Below are 19,171 nucleotides of genomic sequence, written 5' to 3'. Positions count from 1 at the left end.
ACGCGGCCTGTGCAGGGCGAGTCGTCGCGGCCGGATCGGGTACACTGGAACCCGCACCTCGATTCCGGGGTGACTACGCGTGCCCAGAGCGACTTCGGTCGCGGCATCCACTCCCGCAGGTCCCGTTCGCAGAACGGGTGGGTGTGCGCCGGGCACCAGGATCGACGATCGACCGATCGGCGAAGCAACCTCAACGGCGTGCGAACGCCAGAACAAGGAGACGACCATGGCTGTGGTCACCATCCGCCAGCTGCTCGACAGCGGCGTGCACTTCGGACACCAGACCCGTCGGTGGAACCCGAAGGTCAAGCGCTTCATCCTCACGGAGCGCAGCGGCATCCACATCATCGACCTGCAGCAGTCCCTGTCGTACATCGACAAGGCCTACGACTTCGTCAAGGAGACGGTCGCGCACGGCGGCACGATCCTCTTCGTCGGCACCAAGAAGCAGGCGCAGGAAGTCCTCGCCGAGCAGGCGACGCGCGTCGGCCAGCCGTTCGTCAACCAGCGCTGGCTGGGCGGCCTCCTCACCAACTTCTCCACCATCGCGAAGCGTCTCGCCCGCATGAAGGAGCTCGAGGAGCTCGACTACGAGAACCCGGCCGCGTCGGGCTTCACGAAGAAGGAGCTCCTGCTCAAGAAGCGCGAGCTGGACAAGCTGCACAAGTCGCTGGGCGGAATCCGCAACCTGGCCAAGACCCCCTCCGCTCTGTGGGTCGTCGACGCCAAGCGCGAGCACCTCGCCATCGACGAGGCCAAGAAGCTGGGCATCCCGGTGATCGGCATCCTCGACACCAACGCCGACCCGGACGACTTCCAGTACCCGATCCCCGGCAACGACGACGCGATCCGCTCCGTCTCGCTACTGACCCGCATCATCGCGGATGCCGCGGCCGAGGGCCTGCAGCAGAAGCACAACCCCGAGCAGGGCGACGCCGAGCCGCTGGCCGAATGGGAGCGCGAGCTCCTCGAGGCTCCTGCGGAGAACGCGGACGCCGCCGCCGAGGCTCCCGCCGCTGAGGCCGCCGACGCCGAGGCTCCCGCCGCCGAGTCGACCGAGGCTCCGGCCGAGGACGCCGCGGCCGCAGACGCCAAGTAATCCCGCGAACACACACATCACGAAGCAAGGAGCCACCACACATGGCCAACTTCACCATCGCCGACATCAAGGCGCTGCGTGAGCAGCTCGGCACGGGAATGGTCGACACCAAGAAGGCGCTCGAGGAGGCCGACGGCGACGTCCAGAAGGCCGTCGAGATCCTTCGCCTGAAGGGTGCGAAGGGCAACGCCAAGCGCGCTGACCGTTCCACCAGCGAGGGCCTGGTCGTCGCTCGCGAGCAGGACGGCGCCGTGACGCTCGTCGAGCTCGCCTGCGAGACCGACTTCGTCGCCAAGAACGACCGCTTCATCGCGCTGGCCGACAAGGTCGCCGACGCCGTCTCCGCCGTCAAGGCGAACACGGTCGAGGAGGCGCTCGCGGCCGACGCCGGCGGCCAGACGGTCGACCAGCTGATCTCCGACGAGGCGGCCATCATCGGCGAGAAGGTCGAGCTGCGCCGCGTCCGCACGCTGACCGGCGACCACTTCGAGGTCTACCTGCACCGCACCAGCAAGGACCTGCCGCCGCAGATCGGCGTGGTCGTCGCCTACTCGGGCGACGACGCCGAGACCGCTCGCAGCATCGCCCAGCACATCTCGTTCGCGAACCCGTCGTACCTGTCCCGCGAGGACGTCCCGGCGGCCGACGTCGAGAAGGAGCGCGAGATCGTCACCGAGATCTCCCGCAACGAGGGCAAGCCCGAGGCGGCTCTGCCGAAGATCGTCGAAGGCCGCGTCACCGCGTTCTTCAAGCAGGTCGCTCTGCTCGAGCAGGACTACGCCAAGGACAACAAGCTGTCCGTGGCCAAGGTCGCGCAGGACGCCGGCATCACCGTGACGGACTTCGCGCGCTTCAAGGTCGGAGCGTAACGACGTCGGAGGGGTTCGGATCCGTGAGGGTCCGAACCCCTTCTTCATGCCCGCGAGGCACTATCTTGAATTCGGGACGAGAGGATTTCACCCATGACTGAACGCACCGGACGCCGCCGCGTCCTTCTCAAGCTCTCCGGCGAGGCATTCGGTGCCGGTCAGCTGGGTGTCAACCCCGACGTCGTCAGCCAGATCGCCCGGGAGATCGCCGCGGCAGTGGACGAGGTCGAGATCGCAGTCGTGGTCGGCGGAGGGAACTTCTTCCGCGGAGCGGAGCTCAGCCAGCGCGGCATGGACCGCGGACGCGCGGACTACATGGGGATGCTCGGCACCGTCATGAACGCCCTCGCTCTGCAGGACTTCCTCGAGCAGGCCGGCGCCGCGACGCGCGTGCAGTCCGCCATCTCGATGACCCAGGTCGCTGAGCCGTACATCCCGTTGCGCGCGGAGCGCCACATGGAGAAGGGGCGCGTGGTGATCTTCGGGGCCGGCGCCGGTCTGCCCTACTTCTCGACCGACACGGTCGCCGCTCAGCGCGCCCTCGAGATCGGCGCACAGGAGGTGCTCGTCGCCAAGAACGGCGTCGACGCGATCTACACGGCCGACCCGAACAAGGATGCCTCGGCGACGCGCATCGACCGCGTGACGTATCGGGAGGCGCTGCAGCGCGGACTCAAGGTCGTCGATTCGACGGCGTTCAGCCTCTGCATGGACAACAGCATGGACATGCGGGTGTTCGGCATGGAGCCGTCCGGGAACATCACGCGCGCGCTTCTCGGAGAGACCATCGGAACGCTCGTCACCGCCTGAGCGTCGCACGCGGGTGCCGCGGCATCCGCCCCGATAGAATTGCCAGAACACCCCAGACGATTGGAGTCGCCGTGATCGCGGACGTCCTCGCAGATACCACCACCCGGATGACCAGGGCGGTCGAAGCCGCGAAGGAGGACTTCGCCACGGTGCGCACGGGGCGGGCGAACCCGCAGCTCTTCCAGAAGGTCATGGTCGACTACTACGGGTCGCCGACGCCGCTGGCGCAGCTCGCCTCGCTCGCCAACCCCGAGGCGCGTTCGCTCATCATCACGCCGTACGACAAGTCGGCGCTCAAGGCGATCGAGCAGGCGATCCGGGACATGCCGAACCTCGGCGCGAACCCGTCCAACGACGGCAACATCGTGCGCGTCACGATGCCCGAGCTCACGCAGGAGCGCCGCAAGGAGTACGTCAAGCTCGTCCGTTCCAAGGGCGAGGACGCCAAGGTCCACGTCCGCGGCATCCGTCGCAAGGCCAAGGACGAGCTGGACGCGCTCAAGAGCGATGTCGGCGAGGACGAGATCGCCCGCGGCGAGAAGGAACTGGACGCCCTGACGCGTCAGCACGTCGACCTGATCGATGAGGCGCTGAAGCGCAAAGAGGCCGAGCTGCTCGAGGTGTGAGCGGGAATGACTGACGAATCCGGGGGAACGCCGCCGAACGAGGCGCCGACCAGGCGCAGCGCTCGCAAGCGCGACGCGGCCGCCGTGCCGCTCAGCGACAGCGCGTTCCCCGGGTTCGACGCACAGGCGGTGCCTCCCAAGCCGCCGCTTCCCGTCGAGCCGGACGGCGCGCGGGTGCCCGCGACCGAGCGTGCGTCGACGGGGGAGCACAGCGCGATCCGCGAGCAGTGGCGCGCGGCACGCGGCGAGTTCGAGAACCACGTCTCGCACGCGCGCGACCAGCTGGATCAGGCCAACGAGCGCATCAAGGAGCGCACCGGGCGCGACCTGATCGTGGCGATCCTCATCGGTCTCGCTGCGGGGGCGGTGCTGCTCGGGTCGCTGCTGTTCATCAAGTGGCTGTTCGTGCCGATCGTGCTGGCGATCGCGCTGCTGAGCATCTACGAGCTCGGTCTCGCGCTGCGCGGAGCCGGTCGGCGCGTCGACCTCGTTCCGCAGCTCGTGGTGGGGACGCCGCTCGTGCTCGCCGGGTACTTCGCCGAGCCGTGGCTGTGCTGGGTCGCGCTGTTCGCCGCGGTCGCCGTCGTCATCGTCTGGCGCCTCGTGGCGCAGATGATGACGCAGGACGGCCGCACGTACGGAGACGTGCTCGGCGACGTGGTGGTGGCCGGATTCATCCAGGTCTACGTCCCGTTCCTCGCGAGCATCGCGCTCATCCTGCTCTCCCAGGAGGGCGGGGAGCTGTGGGTCCTCGGCTTCATCATCATCGCCGTGGCGGCCGACACGGGCGCCTACGCGTCGGGTCTCGCATTCGGCCGGCACCCGATGGCGCCGCGGATCAGCCCCAAGAAGACCTGGGAGGGCTTCGCGGGTGCCGTCGTCGCCGCCGTCGGCGCGGGCGTGCTGCTGGCGCTGTACCTGCTGGAGATGCCGTGGTGGGCCGGCGTGATCCTGGGAGCGGCTGTCCTGCTCTCCGCGACGCTCGGCGACCTCGCCGAATCGATGCTCAAGCGCGACATCGGGATCAAGGACATGAGCTCGTGGCTGCCCGGCCACGGCGGCCTGCTCGACCGCCTGGACAGCATCCTGCCGTCGACCATCCCGGCGCTGTGCCTGTACTTCCTGCTGTCGCCGTGGGTGAGTCTCGGATGAGCCGGATACGCTGGTGACCGTGACAGACGTGCAGAACAGGCCGGCGCCGTCGGCATTCACCCTGACGACCGGGCGCACCCGCGGGTACCACCCGGCCGCTGTGGACACCTTCCTCGAAGCGGCCAAGGCCAGCTTCGAGCGGGATGACGATGCCCTGTCCGCCGAGGACGTCCGCGTCGCATCGTTCCCGCTGGTGCGCGGCGGCTACGTCGTCGGCGAGGTGGACGCCGCTCTCGGCCGGATCGAGGACGCCTTCGCCGCCCGGGTCCGCGATCGGGCCGTGCGCACCGAAGGGGCGACCGCCTGGGTCGAGCAGGCGAGGGCGGAGGCTCAGGTCATCCTCGACCACCTGGCGCGCCCCAAGCTGCACAAGTTCGCGCGCGTCGGCTGGCTCACCTTCGGCTACCGCGCCGAGGAGGTCGACCACGTCGCGCGCCGCATCGTCCGCTACCTGCGCGACGGAGACGAGCTGTCGGTCGAGCAGCTCCGGTCCGCCGCCTTCCGGATGCAGCGCGGAGGCTACCGCGAGGAGCAGGTGGACGCCCTGCTGGACGCGACGATCGAGGTCATGCTGGCCGTTCGCTGAGCGTTCTCATGGTGTCTCCAGGACGCCCTGGTCTACACTGGGCCTATTGTGACTTCATCCCACGAGTCTGATCAGGTCGTCGCGCGCACCGCTCCGGTTCGCTCCGACGTCGTCGCCCCTTCCTCCCGGCCCGCGCCCGCGCGGGCGCATTGGTCGCGGCGCCGTGGGGTCGCCGGTGCCCTCGCCTCCGTCGCGGTGGTGGGTTTCGCCGCTGCCATCGTGGCCCCGACCGGTTTCGCGCTGGCCGATCCGTCCGAGTCCGCGCAGGCGCAGACCACAGTGTTCTCGCTGGCCGCGGAGGACTCCCAGGATCTGCGCGTGACCGTGGAGGGATCCACCTTCGCTCCCGTCGAGCGGGGCTCCTACGACGTGTACGTCACCCCGACGCCGACTCCGACGCCCACCCCGGAGACGGCCTCCTCCTCGGGCTCGGGGGATTCCGGCAGCAGCAGCGGGAGCCGTCCGAAGTACACCGGCGGGGGTTCGCCCGCCGAGTGGATGGCCGCGGCGGGAATCGCCGAGAGCGACTGGGGATTCGTCGACTACATCGTCTCCAAGGAGAGCGGCTGGAATCCGAACGCGACGAACTCGTCGTCCGGCGCGTGCGGTCTCGTCCAGGCGCTGCCCTGCAGCAAGGTGCCCGGGAACGGATACGACCCGGTGGACAACCTGCGCTGGGGCAACGGCTACGCCACGGGGCGCTACGGCAGCTGGGAAGGCGCGTACAACTTCTGGCGCAGCAACCACTGGTGGTGACGCCGTCCCGCCATGCCCCGATCCCGTAAGAGGCGCCAGGAGCGCTCCAGCACCGACGACTCCTTCGACCGCCTCCTCGCGGGATGGAAGCGCACCGAGACCCGTCGTGGTCAGGAATGGGTGATCCAGCCCGTCTCGGCGCTGCAGGCGCAGAAGGAGTACGTCTGCCCGGGGTGCGGCCGTCCGATCTCACCGGGGGTGGCGCACCTGGTCGCCTGGCGCGGCGACGGCGTCCTGGGGGACGCGGCCGACCTGGCCGCCCGGAGGCACTGGCACACCCACTGCTGGAGGCTCGGATGACCCTCGGGATCCGAGGGCTGCGTTCCTGACGGGGGAGTCTCGCAGCCCCGCCGGTATCACCGCTCGTTCATGCGCGGGATGACGACCTGCCGGTAGATGATGAGGATGCTGGCGGCCACAGGGATCGCGATCAGTGCGCCCAGCAGGCCGAGCAGCGAGCCGCCGGCGAGAGCCGCGACCACGACCACGGCACCGGGGACGGACACGGCGCGGCTCATGATGCGCGGCGAGATCACGTACGCCTCGATCTGCATGTAGATGAGGTAGTAGATCCCGGCGGCGATCGCCGTGGCGGGGGAGCCGAGACCGGGGATGAGGCAGGTCAGCACGATGATCGTGGACCCGGTCAGGGTCCCGACCAGCGGGATGAGCGAGAAGAAGAACGCGACGACCGCGAGCACGGCGGGGAACGGCGCCTGGATGATCGACAGGTAGACGGCGCTGAGCACGCCGTTGATGACGCCGAGGCTGACCTGACCCATGACGTAGTACCCGACGGAGTCGGTGATCTGGTCGGCGAGGTCGATGAAGCGCGGACGCTTGGACGCCGGGATGAGCTGGTACACCGACCGCTTGAGCGACGGCGTCGACGCCGTCAGGTAGATCGTGAGGATCAGGACGATGAACGCGCCGAAGAGGCCGTTGACGACCGTGAGGCTGGCGTTGATGACCCCGCCGGTGATGCTTCCGACGTTCGCGAGCAGCCAGTTCTGCGCCTCGGTGAGGATGCGGTCGATGTCCAGAGCGGGGAAGACGCTTCCGAGCCAGTCGCGCAGGTCTCCCCAGACGTCGTTGCTTCGCTGCACGAGCTGCGTGATCTGCTCGATCAGCTGGGAGACCTGGGAGATGATGATCGGCAGCACGATGAGCACGATGCCGGCGAACACGCCGAGCACGGCGACGATCGTCGCCAGCACCGCGAGCCACCGGGGGAGCTTGCGCCGCTCCAGCCAGGAGATGACGGGATCGAGCCCGAGGCTGATGAACAACGCGGTTCCGACGTACAGCAGCACCGTCGACAGCGTCTGCACGCTGCCGATGAGCAGGATGCCGAGTCCGACGCCGAGCGTCGCGACCAGCGCCGTGCGGAACGGGTTGTGCAACTTCATGACGGCTCCTCGCAGAACGGGTGAGGCCAGCGTAGTCAGTCGACGACGGACGCCCGTGCAGACCTGCCGGTGAGCCTGCGCGAACGCGCCTGGGACAACACTCAGGTGATTTCGCTAGTCTGAAACGTCGAGCGATGATCCGGCATCGGACCGGATCACGTAAGGAGATCTTTTCGTGCGATTCGTATGGGCCGTCGTGGCCTTCGTCCTGGCCACGCTCCTGATCGGTGCGGGGATCGCTCAGCGCACCCTCTTCATGGGGCCATCCAGCGAGGAGCTGGTGCTGGAGACCTCGCAGCCGGAGCCCTACACCCTCATCGACGGCGCCGTGCTGCGCACGCAGGCGGGCCTGCAGACGCTGATCATCCGCGGGGACGGCGAGCTCTTCGCCGCCTACGGCCGCACCGCCGACATGGAGGCATGGCTGTCGGACGCGACCTACAACGCGATCACGCTCGGTGAGGACGGCGCTCCGGTGACGACGATCGTCGAGCCGGAGGCCGCCGAGGAGGGCGAGGCGGACGGCGCGACGCCGACCCCGGAGCCGACCGAGGACGCCGCGGCCGAGGAGACGCCGGGACGGAACCCGGCCGGGTCCGATCTGTGGCTCGACTCCTTCAGCGAGCAGGACCAGATCATCACCGACATGCAGCTGCCCGAGGGGACGAGCATCCTCATCGCACGCGACGGCACCGAGCCGGCACCGGACGATCTCGTCGTCTCGTGGCCGCTGGACAACTCCACCCCGCTGGCGGGGCCCTTGATGGCCGCAGGAGCGGTGGTGCTCGCGGCGGGCATCGTGCTGTACATCCTCGCCATCCGTCACCAGCGTCGCGGCCGAGGGCCGCGACGCAAGGGGCCGGGTCCGCTTCCCGCGACCGAGCCGATCGACGTCGCGATCGACAGGGTCCCGGAGAAGGACGCCATCGAGCAGGCGCCGACGGCCGAGGAGGCGACGACCGAGCCCGACGCCCAGGACGAGCAGCCGGCGAAGGGGGAGGGAAAGGCCCGTCGTGTGGCCTCCGCCCGTCGTCGCCGCTTCGCGATCCCCGCCCTGGCGCTGGCCGCCGTGGTCGCGACCGGCTGCTCGGCCGATTCATGGCCGCAGTTCGGTGCCGAGTCAGCGACCCCGTCGCCGACCCCGACCGTGATCGCGCCGGAGAATCAGAAGCCCCCGGCGGTCACCGAGGCTCAGGCGGCGCGGATCCTGCAGAGCATCTCCGACACGGTCGCGACGGCGGACGCCGAGGTCGACATCGACGCGGCGGCGACCCGTCTGGACGGAGCCGCGCTCACCGCGCGCCGCACGGACTACGCCCTCCGCGGCGCCATCGCCGACCGACCCGCTCCGGCGGTGATCCCGACCGACAAGGTGGAGATCCTGCTGCCCCAGGCGACGGACGCCTGGCCGCGCACGGTCCTCATGCTCTCCAAGAGCACCGAGGACGAGGCCGCCGCTCCCGTGATCCTCACCATGACGCAGCAGGATCCGTGGTCGAACTACAAGGTCTCCTACCTCGCCGAGATGCAGGCGTCCGTCGAGCTCCCGGAGCTCGCGCCGGCGTGGGCCGGGACGACTCTGGTGCCGCCGGACATCACGTTCCTCGCGGTCGCGCCGGACGAGCTGGCGACGGCGTTCTCGGATGTCGTCGACCAGGGGGAGAAGAGCGCGTCGTACGACCTCTTCGACGAGGGGGCGCTGACGCTCGCGACCCAGATCCAGGAGAGCCGGAAGACAGTCGTGGACGGCCTCGCGGAGAACGATGCGGCCGAGACGTCCAAGGCTGAGTTCGGGATGGACCCGAGCACGGAGGAGCCCGTCGCGATGGCGACGCTGGACAGCGGCGCGATCGTCGCGGTGTCCGTGCTCGACAGCGAGACGATCACGCCGACCCAACCCGGCGTGGACATCCGGTTCCGCGACGACCCGGTGGCGAAGGCGCTGACCGGCGTCGACCAGTCCGCCAAGGGCGTGAAGACGACCTACAGCATGCAGTTGTTCTTCTCTGTGCCGACGCAGGTCTCGGGTGAGCAGATCCGCCTCCTCGCCGTGCACCAGGACATCCTCGATGTGGAAGTGATCAAGTGAGCGATATCTCTGCGGCCGCGCTGCGCGGCGCCGTCGACCTGTCCGCGCTGCGCAACCGCCCCGCGGCGCCGACTGAAGGCACCGCCGGGGCGCCGGCCCCCGCGGCCGACGGTGCGCTTGTGCGCGACGTCACCGACGAGACGTTCGGTGAGGTCCTCGAGCTTTCCCGCACCGTGCCCGTCGTGGTCGATCTGTGGGCCGAGTGGTGCGGTCCGTGCAAACAGCTGAGCCCGATCCTCGAGCGCGTCACGCAGGAGCTCGCCGGCCGGGTCGTGCTCGCCAAGGTGGACGTCGACGCGAACCCGCAGCTCGCGCAGGGGTTCCGCGCCCAGTCGATCCCGATGGTCGTCGCGCTCGTCGCGGGACAGCCCGTGCCGATGTTCACGGGTGCGGTGCCGGAGGAACAGGTCCGTCAGGTCTTCGATCAGCTCCTCCAGCTCGCCGCCCAGAACGGCGTCACGGGCACGCTGGCCGTGGGGGAGTCCGCCCCTCAGGAGACCGCGGAAGAGCCGCCGCTTCCTCCGTTGCATGCCGAGGCCTTCGCCGCCATCGAGAGCGGCGACTATGCGACGGCCATCCGCGCCTATGAGAAGGCTCTCGCGGAGAATCCGCGTGACGAGGACGCCCGCGCCGGTCTCGGCCAGGTGCGGCTGCTCGATCGCGTGCAGGGTCTGGACCTGCAGCAGGCACGGGATGCCGCAGCCGCCGCTCCGCAGGACGTCGCCGCGCAGTTCGCGGTCGCGGATCTGGACATCGCGGGCGGGCACGTCGAGGACGCGTTCCATCGTCTGCTCGACCTCTTCGCGACCCTTTCCGGCGACGAGCGCGCCGTCGTTCGCGAGCGCCTGGTCGAGCTTTTCGGCCTCGTCGGGGCCGCGGATCCGCGCGTCGTGAACGCGCGCAACCGGCTGTCGTCGCTGTTGTTCTGACCGATCGGGCGCGTGCCCGTGTCAGCCGTGCGACACGGTGGGCACGTGCGGCTCGGGCTGGTGACGCAGCCACAGGGTCGAGAGGGCAGGCAGCGTGATCGCGGCGACCGGGGATCCCCCGTCCTCCGCGGGGTGCGCCACGACCATTCCCAGATTCCCCACGCCGTGGCCGCCGAACTCCGCCGCGTCGGTGTTGAGGACCTCCTGCCAGACGCCCTCCCTGCTGAAGATCAGCGGCAGGGCCGTGCGCGTGACTCCGGCGAAGTTGCTGACGACGACGAGGCGGCCGCCGTGCGCGTCGCGCCGTTCGAACGCGATCACGTTCGGATCCCAGGACGGTCCGCCGAGGCGCGTGAACGAGGAGGCGTCGCCGTCCCTCTCCCATAACGGCGCCTGCGCGCGATACGTCGTGTTCAGGGCGCCGACGAAGCCGAGCAGATCTCGGTGCGCGGGCTGCTCCAGTAGCCACCAGTCCAGCTCCCGCGACTCGGACCATTCCGAGAGCTGACCGAACTCCTGGCCCATGAACAGCAGGTTCTTGCCCGGGTGGCCCCACATGTAGGCCAGGTAGGCGCGGGCGTTCGCGAGACGGTGCGCGTGGTCACCCGGCATCTTGGCCAGCAGACTCCGCTTGCCGTGCACGACCTCGTCGTGACTGATCGGGAGGACGTAGTTCTCGCCGAACGCGTACACGAACGAGAACGTCATCTCGCCCTCGTGATGTGAACGGTGCACCGGATCGCGCTGGATGTACAGCAGCGAGTCGTTCATCCAGCCCATGTTCCACTTGAACCCGAAGCCGAGGCCGGCGTGCTCGGTCGGCGCGGTGACGCCCGGGAAACTGGTGGACTCCTCGGCGATCATGACGATCCCCGGATGGTGGCGGTACGCGGTCGCGTTCGCCTCCTGCAGGAACCGGATGGCTTCGAGGTTCTCCCGTCCGCCATGGACGTTCGGTTCCCATTCGCCGTCCTTGCGCGAGTAGTCCAGGTAGAGCATGGACGCGACCGCGTCCACACGGAGGCCGTCGACGTGGAACTGCTCGAGCCAGTACAGCGCATTGGCGACCAGGAAGCCGCGGACCTCGGGGCGGCCGTAGTCGAAGATCAGGGTTCCCCAGTCCTGATGCTCACCGCGGCGCGGATCGGGGTGCTCGTACAGCGCTTCGCCGTCGAACCGGGCGAGTGCGAACGCGTCCTTCGGGAAGTGACCGGGCACCCAGTCGAGGATGACGCCGATCCCGGCGCCGTGCAGACGGTCGATGAGGTACCGCAGATCGTCCGGAGATCCGAACCGGCTGGTCGGCGCGTAGTAGCCGCTGACCTGGTACCCCCAGGAACCCCCGAACGGATGCTCGGCCAGCGGCATGAACTCCACGTGCGTGAATCCGGTGGTCTTGACGTGTTCGATCAGGGGGGCGGCGATCTCGCGATATCCGAGCCCTTCCCGCCAGGATCCGAGGTGCACCTCGTAGACCGACATGGGCTGAGCGACGGCATGCGTGGCGGCGCGCCTGGTCATCCACGCGCCGTCCTGCCACACGTGCGCGGATGCCGTGACGACCGACGCGGTCTCGGGAGGTGTCTGCGCCTCCTGTGCCATCGGATCGGCCTTGAGGATCCAGCGGCCGTCCCGGGTGAGGATCTCGTACTTGTACCGCGTCCCGATCGTGACGTCCGGGACGAAGAGCTCCCAGACGCCGCTCGCCCCCAGGGAGCGCATCGGATGACCGGAGCCCTCCCAGCCGTTGTGATCGCCGACGACCCGTACGGCCCTGGCGTTGGGCGCCCACACCGCGAACGCTGTGCCGAGTTCGGATCCGTGCGCTCGCGGGTGCGCACCGAGGACCTCCCAGAGACGCTCGTGCCGGCCCTCGGCGATCAGGTGCAGGTCGAGCTCGCCGACGGTCGGCAGGTGGCGGTACGGATCACCCGTGACGGTCTCCGACTCCCCGGCGTACAGGGTGGCGATGCGATAGGCGACCGGAGGTCCCTCGTGCCGCGCCTCCCATATGCCGTGCGCGGCATGGGTCAGCGCGAGCTGCTGACCGTCTGCGAACACGACGCTCACGGTCTCCGCCAGCGGCCGACGGACCCGGATGGTCGTAAGCGTGCGTCCGGCGGCATCCGTCATCGGATGGGCGCCGAGGACGTCATGCGGCGCATGGTGCGCCCCGGCGGCGATCTGGCTCCAGTCCTCGGTGGCTGCGACGTCCTCGACAAAGCTCATGATCGCTCCTTCACTGCCAGGATGTGCACCGGCTCGGCGAAGGCGTCGAGCCGGACGTAATCGTGGTCCGTCCAGGTCCACACCTGACCCGTGATCAGGTCCTCCACATCGAACGCGTCGCCGGGTTCGATGCCCCACACCCGTGTGTCGAGATGGACGGTGGTCTCGCGCACGGAGTGGGGGTCCACGTTGGCGACGACGAGGATGGTGTCCGGCGCGCCCGTGCCCGTGAAGGCCGCGTCCAGATGCTTGGAGTACACCAGCACCGCGTCGTCGTCGCTCCAGTGCACCGATAGGTTCCGCAGCTGCCGGAGCGCGGGGTGCGCCCGCCGGATCTCGTTGAGGCGTCGCAGGAACGGGGCGAGGGAGTCGCCGTCGCGTTCCGCTGCGGCGAAGTCGCGCAGCTTGTACTCGTACTTCTCGTTGTCGATGTTCTCCTCGGACCCCGGCCGCGCGATGTTCTCGAAGAGCTCGTACCCCGCGTAGACGCCGTAGACGGGCGCTGCGGTCGCGGCGAGCGCCGCGCGGACGCGGTAGGCCGCCCGGCCGCCGAACTGCAGGTACTCGGTGAGGATGTCCGGGGTGTTGACGAAGAGGTTCGGCCGCAGGTAGTCCGCCGTCTCGGACGCGAGCGACGTGAGGAACTCCTCGAGTTCGGCCTTCGTGTTCCTCCAGGTGAAGTACGTGTAGCTCTGCTGGAAGCCCGCCCCGGCGAGGGCGCGCAGCGGGGCAGGGCGCGTGAACGCCTCGGCGAGGAAGACGACGTCGGGATGCCGGTCGGTCACGCGCGCGATGAGCCATTCCCAGAACCACAGCGGCTTGGTGTGGGGGTTGTCGACGCGGAAGATCCGCACGCCCTGCGCGATCCAGTGCTCGACGATCCGCAGCACCTCGGCGCAGATGCCCTGGGGGTCGTTGTCGAAGTTGATCGGATAGATGTCCTGATACTTCTTCGGCGGATTCTCGGCGTACGCGATGGAACCGTCCGGAAGCGTCGTGAACCACTCCGGATGCTCGGCGACCCACGGATGGTCCGGGGAGGCCTGCAGCGCGAGGTCGAGCGCGACCTCCAGGCCGGCCGTATGCGCCGAGCGGACGAAGGCACGGAAGTCCGCGAGCGTTCCGAGGTCGGGGTGGACGGCGTCGTGCCCTCCCTCGGCGCCGCCGATCGCCCACGGCGAGCCGGGCTCGTCGTCACCCGCATGCAGCGTGTTGTTCCGGCCCTTGCGGTGCGTGCGTCCGATCGGATGGATCGGCGGCAGGTAGACGACCTCGAAGCCCATGTCCGCGACGGCGGCGAGGCGCTTCGCGGCGGTACGGAACGTGCCCGAGACGATGCGGCCGTCGGCCGCGCGCTTCGCGCCCTCCGAACGCGGGAAGAACTCGTACCACGCACCGACGCCGGCCCGCTCGCGCTCGACGAGCACGCTCTGCAGCTCCGTCGCGGAGATCAGCGAACGCAGCGGGCGCTGCGCGAACAGCCGGGAGAACTCGGGGCTGGTCGCGGTGTCCAGTGCGCCTGCGGCGTCGGCGCGGCCCAGGTCGGAGGCCGCTGCCGCCAGCCGGCGCCGCTCGGCGGCGGGACGGTCCTTCTCGGCGGCGGCGCGGGCGAACAGCTCCGCACCGGCCGCGGTCATCACGGCGACGTCGACACCGGCGGCGATCTTCACGGCGGCGGCGTGAGCCCAGGTCGCGAAATCGTCGCCGAACGCCTCGAAGCGGTAGCGCCAGGTTCCGCGGGCATCCAGGGCGATGAGCACCTGCCACTCGTCGGTACCGTCCTGCAGCGGAGTCAGCCGATGCAGTGACTCGGTGCCGTCCGGTGCGGTGAGGCGGAGGTGAACGCCGATCCGATCATGCCCTTCCCGGAATGCGATGACGCGGAACGGGACGACCTCGCCCGCGAACGCCTTCGCGTGGAATCCCCCGGGCACCGACGGACGCGGGTCCGACAGCGGGATGCGGCCGGTGCGCACTCCTTCGGCGACAGCGGTCGGCCTCGCGTGCCGCAGGGGGATCTGGGCGGGACTCCGGAGAGCCTCGGAACGGGTCACCGTGCGTGCGGCCATAACCCGAATGTACCGCTCCGAGAGCGCGTGTGACAGCCGGTGACGGGCGGGGTCGGACCCCCGATCATTCCACCCGGAACAGGTGCATCGAGGTGCCCGGTATCGGCAGCACGTCACCGGGCGCGAGGACGCGGGGTTCGGCATCCGGATGCTCGTCGGCGCTGGACCACAGGGACACGAATCGGGTCGCGTCCTCGATGGCGTCCGGGAGGGTCACGTCGATCGGCGCCTCCGTGCCGTGGACGATCAGGAGGATGCGGTTGAACTCCTCCGACTCCGGAGTGGACGCCGCGACGTACTGCAGCGTCCGGTTCCCCGGATCCGTCCACTGCTGCTGCTCCATCGTCTCGCCGTTCTGGTCGTACCAGTCCATGACGCTCGCGTTGGGGATGTGCTCGCCGAGCCGGGCGTAGCGGCTGGGCCGGAGCGCGGGGTTCTCGCGACGCAATCGGGTCAGCGCGGCGACGTGCGCGCGCAGATCCTCCTGCCACGGCTCGTGCTCCCAGGACAGCCAGGTCAGGGCGGAATCGTGGGCGTAGGCGTTGTTGTTGCCGCGCTGGGTGCGGCCGGTCTCGTCCCCGGCGGTGAGCATCGGGATGCCGGCGGAGAGCAGCAGCGTCCCGAGGATGTTCCGCATGGCCTTGCGGCGGGCGGCGAGGATCGCCGGATCGTCGGTCGGCCCCTCGGCGCCGTGGTTGAAGGCGCGGTTCATGTCGGCGCCGTCATGGTTGTTCTCGCCGTTGGCCTCGTTGTGCTTGACGTCGTAGGAGACCAGATCGTTCAGGGTGAACCCGTCGTGCGCCGTGACGAAGTTGATGCTCGCGAGCGGGCCCCGTTCCTCCGTGAACGTGTTCGAGGAACCGGCCAGCCGCGTCGCGAACCCGCCGATGCCCACCGGCGCCGAAGCCCGACGGGCGTAGTCGATGTCGCTGAGCCAGAAGTTGCGGACGCGATCGCGGTAGCGGTCGTTCCACTCCAGGAACCCGTCCGGGAAGTTGCCGGTCTGCCAGCCGCCCAGGCCGACGTCCCAGGGCTCGACGATCATCTTCGCGTCCTGCAGCGCCGGATCGTCCAGGATCGCCCGCAGAAGCGGATGCTCCCGGTCGTACTCGTGCCGGGCGTTGCGTCCGAGGGCGGTGGCCAGGTCGAAGCGGAAGCCGTCGATCTGCATGTCGTTCGCCCAGTAGCGCAACGAGTCCAGCACCAGTCGGGCCGCGGCGTCCGTCGCCGTGTTCAGCGTGTTGCCGCAACCGGTCGTGTCGACATAGGCGCCGTCCGGCTGCTGGCGGTAGTACCCGGCGTTGTCGATGCCTCGCAGGCTGGAGCGCGGACCGCCGATGCCCTCTTCCGAGGTGTGGTTGTAGACGACGTCGAGGATGACCTCGAGGCCGGCCTCGTGCAGCAGCCGAACCATGCCCTTGAACTCGGCCAGCACGGCTTCCGGGCCCTCCTTGCGGGCGTCCTCGCTCGCGTACGCGGCATGCGGCGTGAAGAAGTTCAGGGTGTTGTAACCCCAGTAGTTCGTGAGTCCGCGCTCGAGCAGGCGCGGCTCGGGGACGAACGCGTGGATCGGTAGTAGCTCGACGGACGTGATCCCGATCGACTGCAGGTACTCGATCATGGCGGGATGAGCCAGGCCCGCGTACGTGCCGTGCAGCGCCGGGGTGACACCCGGATGCCGCTTCGTCATGCCCTTGAGGTGCCCCTCGTAGATGACGGTGCGATCCAGGGGCACATGCGGCTTCGTCACCCCGCCCCAGTCGAATCCGTCGGCGATGACGACCGATCGCCACTCCTCGTAGCCGTCGCCCTGCGCGAGTCCGCGGGCATAGGGATCGAGCAGCAGGGTCTCGGGGTTGAACGTGTTGCCCGGACCGTGCGGGCCGCCGACGCGAAGCGCGTAGCGGGTCCCCGGCTGCAGCAGCGACGTGGTGATCTCCCACACTCCGCCGGGACGGCGCTCGAGCGGTGCGGTGTCGGTCACCCAGTCGAGGTCGGACTCGTCGAACACGACCAGCTCGACGGATGACGCGTTCTGCGACCAGATGCGCAGTGTGGCAGTGCCGTCGTGCAGACGGACGCCGAGGTCGTCGAGAGCGGGGCCGCCGGGGGCGGCGAACACACGGGGCGCGGGCATGAATACACCCTAGGCGGGATGTGTTGCCGTCTCATGACGGTCCGGACTCGGTTCCACCGTTCCGTGTGGCGGAATCCGGGGGAGAATCGAAGCATGCGGCACTACCTGGACCACGCGGCGACGACACCGCTGCGCCCCGACGCGCGCGACGCCTGGATCGATGCCACGTCGGTGATCGGCAACGCCGCGTCGACGCACGGTGCCGGTCAGGACGCCCGCCGGTTGCTGGAGGAATCCCGTGAGCGCATCGCCGCGGTGCTCGGCTGCGACCCGATCGAGGTCGTGCTCACCTCGGGAGGGACGGAATCGATCAACACTGCGCTGCGCGGCCTCTGGCAGTCGCGTCCGGACGGGACCACCGCGATCGTTCTCCCGGATGCCGAGCATCACGCCACGATGGACACGGTGGCGGCGCTCGCGGGCGACGGAGCCGAGGTGCGGGCCGTACCGGTGACGGCCGAGGCGCGTATCGATCCGGAGGCGTTCACCCAGGCTCTCCCCGGGGCAGCGATGGCCACGGCCCTGGTGGCGAACAACGAGGCGGGCACGGTCAACGATGCCCCGGCGCTGGCACGCGCCGCCGCGAAGGCGCGAGTGCCGCTGCACCTCGACGCCGTCGCCGCCCTGGGCCACGTCGACGTGTCGTTCCGGGGCCTGCGCGGAGGCGCACCGGATGCGTCCGGGCTCGTGGCGATGAGCGTCGCGGGGCACAAGATCGGGGCCCCGGTCGGCGTCGGGGCGCTCGTGGTGGCTCGCACCGCGAGGATGGGTCCCCTGCTGCGCGGAGGCGCCCAGCAACGCGGACTGCGTGCCGGGACGCAGGACATCGCCGGTGCGTCCGCCTTCGCCGTGGCGCTCGAGGCGGCCGAGGCCGAGCGGGCCGGCGAGTCGGAGCGCCTGCGCGTGCTGCGGAATCGCCTGGTGTCGGGCATCCTCGACCGGGTGCCCGAAGCCGTGCTCCTGGGGGACCCCGTCGACCGCCTGCCGGGCAACGCGCATGTGCTCTTTCCCGGGGCGGTGGGCGAGAGCCTGCTGTTCCTCTTGGATGTCGCCGGCATCGCGGCATCCACCGGGTCCGCGTGCCAGGCCGGAGTCGCGGAACCCTCCCACGTCGTGCTGGCGATGGGGCGCGGCGAGCAGGACGCGCGCAGCGCCCTGCGCTTCACGCTCGGGCGGACCTCGACGGATGAGGACGTGGACGCCGTGCTCGCCGTCATCGCGGACACGTATCTTCGGGCATCCGGCTCCGGCTCAGGCATCCGCTCGTAGACTGGGGGCATGCGGATCCTGGCGGCGATGAGCGGTGGTGTGGACTCCGCCGTCGCGGCCGCACGAGCCGTCGAGGCGGGCCACGAGGTGGTGGGCGTGCACCTCGCGCTGTCGCGCGCGGGAGGGACGCTGCGCACCGGCAGCCGCGGCTGCTGCACGATCGAGGACGCCATGGACGCCCGCCGGGCGGCGGATCGCCTCGGGATCCCCTTCTACGTGTGGGACTTCTCCGAGCGCTTCCGCGACGACGTCATCGACGACTTCATCAGCGAGTACCAGGCGGGACGCACACCGAATCCGTGCATGCGCTGCAACGAGAAGATCAAGTTCGCCGCGCTCCTCGAGCGCGCGCTCGAGCTCGGCTTCGACGCGGTCTGCACGGGTCACTACGCCACGCTCGTGGACGGCGAGGGCGGTCTGGAACTGCATCGCGCGTCCGACAACGCGAAGGACCAGTCCTACGTGCTCGGCGTGCTCACCGCCGAGCAGCTCGCACACACCTACTTCCCGCTCGGATCGACGCCGTCCAAGGCGCTCGTGCGCGCCGAGGCGGCCGAGCGCGGCCTCAGCGTCGCGCAGAAGCCCGACAGCCACGACATCTGCTTCATCCCGGACGGCGACACGCGCGGCTGGCTGGCCGAGAAGGTGGGCACGGCCACCGGCGAGATCGTGGATCGCACCGGTGCGGTGGTGGGGACTCACGAGGGCGCGCACGGCTACACGGTCGGTCAGCGGCGGGGCCTGCACCTCGGTGTTCCGGCGCCGGACGGCAAGCCGCGCTTCGTGCTCGAGGTGCGCCCGGTGTCCAACACCGTCGTCGTCGGTCCGAAGGAGGCGCTGGCGATCGCCGAGATCTCGGGGGAGCGTTTCAGCTGGGCAGGTGCCGCGCCGGTGGACGACGCGTTCGCGTGCGAGGTCCAGATCCGTGCGCACGCCGATCCCGTCCCGGCGCAGGCGTTCGCGTCGGAGGCCGGCGTCCGCGTCGTGCCGGAGCATCCGCTGGACGGCGTTGCGCCGGGGCAGACGGCCGTGCTGTACGTCGGCACCCGTGTGCTCGGCCAGTTCACGATCGACACGACGGTGTCGGCGGTCCCGGTCGGGGTGTAGGACCCAGCGCGTGTCGGCTCGGGCGCCGCTCCGCG

At 69.7% G+C, this 19,171-nt stretch carries 16 protein-coding genes; 12 read left to right on the top strand and 4 right to left on the bottom strand.

Annotation, left to right across the window (positions count from 1 at the left end):
- Positions 1–226: 226 nt before the first annotated feature.
- The 8 genes from rpsB (at position 227) to AC3RXZ_RS02940 (ending at position 6,198) form a co-directional block, all read left to right on the top strand.
- Positions 227–1,099, top strand: coding sequence for a 30S ribosomal protein S2 (gene rpsB, locus AC3RXZ_RS02975; protein ID WP_243225426.1), 873 nt, complete (start codon positions 227–229; stop codon positions 1,097–1,099).
- A gap of 41 nt (positions 1,100–1,140) precedes the next feature.
- The gene (gene tsf / locus AC3RXZ_RS02970; RefSeq protein WP_243225429.1) at positions 1,141–1,968 is read left to right on the top strand and encodes a translation elongation factor Ts; all 828 of its coding nucleotides are present in this window, start codon (positions 1,141–1,143) and stop codon (positions 1,966–1,968) included.
- A 93-nt stretch (positions 1,969–2,061) separates the two neighbouring features.
- On the top strand, positions 2,062–2,778 hold the full coding sequence (gene pyrH, locus AC3RXZ_RS02965; RefSeq protein ID WP_243225431.1) for a UMP kinase: 717 nt from the start codon (positions 2,062–2,064) through the stop codon (positions 2,776–2,778).
- Positions 2,779–2,849: 71 nt separating this feature from the next.
- On the top strand, positions 2,850–3,404 hold the full coding sequence (gene frr, locus AC3RXZ_RS02960) for a ribosome recycling factor (protein WP_243225432.1): 555 nt from the start codon (positions 2,850–2,852) through the stop codon (positions 3,402–3,404).
- Positions 3,405–3,410: 6 nt separating this feature from the next.
- Positions 3,411–4,556: a phosphatidate cytidylyltransferase gene (locus AC3RXZ_RS02955; protein WP_491493117.1), complete on the top strand. Its 1,146-nt coding sequence runs from the start codon at positions 3,411–3,413 to the stop codon at positions 4,554–4,556.
- Between the two features lie 28 nt (positions 4,557–4,584).
- Positions 4,585–5,142, top strand: a complete 558-nt coding sequence (locus tag AC3RXZ_RS02950; protein WP_243226168.1) for a DivIVA domain-containing protein — start codon at positions 4,585–4,587, stop codon at positions 5,140–5,142.
- A gap of 48 nt (positions 5,143–5,190) precedes the next feature.
- Positions 5,191–5,898: an aggregation-promoting factor C-terminal-like domain-containing protein gene (locus AC3RXZ_RS02945; protein ID WP_491493116.1), complete on the top strand. Its 708-nt coding sequence runs from the start codon at positions 5,191–5,193 to the stop codon at positions 5,896–5,898.
- 12 nt (positions 5,899–5,910) lie between these two features.
- Positions 5,911–6,198 carry an Rv1322 family protein gene (locus AC3RXZ_RS02940; RefSeq protein ID WP_243225435.1) on the top strand — a complete coding sequence of 96 codons (288 nt, stop codon included), beginning with the start codon at positions 5,911–5,913 and terminating at the stop codon, positions 6,196–6,198.
- Between the two features lie 56 nt (positions 6,199–6,254).
- Here AC3RXZ_RS02940 and AC3RXZ_RS02935 read toward each other — a convergent pair whose 3' ends face one another.
- Positions 6,255–7,307 carry an AI-2E family transporter gene (locus AC3RXZ_RS02935; RefSeq protein WP_243225438.1) on the bottom strand — a complete coding sequence of 351 codons (1,053 nt, stop codon included), beginning with the start codon at positions 7,305–7,307 and terminating at the stop codon, positions 6,255–6,257.
- Between the two features lie 175 nt (positions 7,308–7,482).
- On the opposite strand from AC3RXZ_RS02935, the gene AC3RXZ_RS02930 reads away from it, so the two are divergent.
- Together AC3RXZ_RS02930 and AC3RXZ_RS02925 are read left to right on the top strand one after the other, a co-directional pair.
- The gene (locus tag AC3RXZ_RS02930) at positions 7,483–9,396 is read left to right on the top strand and encodes a DUF8094 domain-containing protein (protein WP_491493115.1); all 1,914 of its coding nucleotides are present in this window, start codon (positions 7,483–7,485) and stop codon (positions 9,394–9,396) included.
- Positions 9,393–10,325 (top strand): tetratricopeptide repeat protein, encoded by a 933-nt coding sequence (locus AC3RXZ_RS02925; protein WP_243225442.1) that lies wholly within the window; start codon positions 9,393–9,395, stop codon positions 10,323–10,325. The genes AC3RXZ_RS02930 and AC3RXZ_RS02925 overlap by 4 nt, the downstream gene beginning before the upstream one ends.
- Before the next feature lie 21 nt (positions 10,326–10,346).
- Here the strand turns inward: AC3RXZ_RS02925 and glgB are convergent, their stop codons facing one another.
- The 3 genes from glgB to glgX form a co-directional block, all read right to left on the bottom strand.
- Positions 10,347–12,554, bottom strand: a complete 2,208-nt coding sequence (gene glgB / locus AC3RXZ_RS02920) for a 1,4-alpha-glucan branching protein GlgB (protein ID WP_491493114.1) — start codon at positions 12,552–12,554, stop codon at positions 10,347–10,349.
- Positions 12,551–14,623: an alpha-1,4-glucan--maltose-1-phosphate maltosyltransferase gene (locus AC3RXZ_RS02915; RefSeq protein WP_491493113.1), complete on the bottom strand. Its 2,073-nt coding sequence runs from the start codon at positions 14,621–14,623 to the stop codon at positions 12,551–12,553. Before AC3RXZ_RS02915 ends, glgB begins: the two co-directional genes overlap by 4 nt.
- Before the next feature lie 64 nt (positions 14,624–14,687).
- Complete coding sequence (glgX, locus tag AC3RXZ_RS02910; RefSeq protein WP_491493112.1) at positions 14,688–16,760, bottom strand: glycogen debranching protein GlgX; 2,073 nt, start codon at positions 16,758–16,760, stop codon at positions 14,688–14,690.
- 93 nt (positions 16,761–16,853) lie between these two features.
- On the opposite strand from glgX, the gene AC3RXZ_RS02905 reads away from it, so the two are divergent.
- Together AC3RXZ_RS02905 and mnmA are read left to right on the top strand one after the other, a co-directional pair.
- Entirely contained in the window at positions 16,854–18,029 is a 1,176-nt protein-coding gene (locus AC3RXZ_RS02905) for a cysteine desulfurase family protein (RefSeq protein ID WP_491493111.1), read from the top strand.
- Between the two features lie 9 nt (positions 18,030–18,038).
- Complete coding sequence (gene mnmA, locus AC3RXZ_RS02900; protein WP_283818072.1) at positions 18,039–19,136, top strand: tRNA 2-thiouridine(34) synthase MnmA; 1,098 nt, start codon at positions 18,039–18,041, stop codon at positions 19,134–19,136.
- Positions 19,137–19,171 lie beyond the last annotated feature (35 nt).

It is taken from the genome of Microbacterium cucumeris, assembly GCF_058349845.2.
This window is presented reverse-complemented; position numbering and strand designations above follow the sequence as displayed.

Coding starts and splice junctions, on each gene's coding strand:
- rpsB (WP_243225426.1), top strand. CDS start 227: ATGGCTGTGGTCACCATCCGCCAGCTGCTCGACAGCGGCGTGCACTTC.
- tsf (WP_243225429.1), top strand. CDS start 1,141: ATGGCCAACTTCACCATCGCCGACATCAAGGCGCTGCGTGAGCAGCTC.
- pyrH (WP_243225431.1), top strand. CDS start 2,062: ATGACTGAACGCACCGGACGCCGCCGCGTCCTTCTCAAGCTCTCCGGC.
- AC3RXZ_RS02955 (WP_491493117.1), top strand. CDS start 3,411: ATGACTGACGAATCCGGGGGAACGCCGCCGAACGAGGCGCCGACCAGG.
- AC3RXZ_RS02940 (WP_243225435.1), top strand. CDS start 5,911: ATGCCCCGATCCCGTAAGAGGCGCCAGGAGCGCTCCAGCACCGACGAC.
- AC3RXZ_RS02935 (WP_243225438.1), bottom strand. CDS start 7,307: ATGAAGTTGCACAACCCGTTCCGCACGGCGCTGGTCGCGACGCTCGGC.
- glgB (WP_491493114.1), bottom strand. CDS start 12,554: ATGAGCTTTGTCGAGGACGTCGCAGCCACCGAGGACTGGAGCCAGATC.
- AC3RXZ_RS02915 (WP_491493113.1), bottom strand. CDS start 14,623: ATGGCCGCACGCACGGTGACCCGTTCCGAGGCTCTCCGGAGTCCCGCC.
- glgX (WP_491493112.1), bottom strand. CDS start 16,760: ATGCCCGCGCCCCGTGTGTTCGCCGCCCCCGGCGGCCCCGCTCTCGAC.
- AC3RXZ_RS02905 (WP_491493111.1), top strand. CDS start 16,854: ATGCGGCACTACCTGGACCACGCGGCGACGACACCGCTGCGCCCCGAC.
- mnmA (WP_283818072.1), top strand. CDS start 18,039: ATGCGGATCCTGGCGGCGATGAGCGGTGGTGTGGACTCCGCCGTCGCG.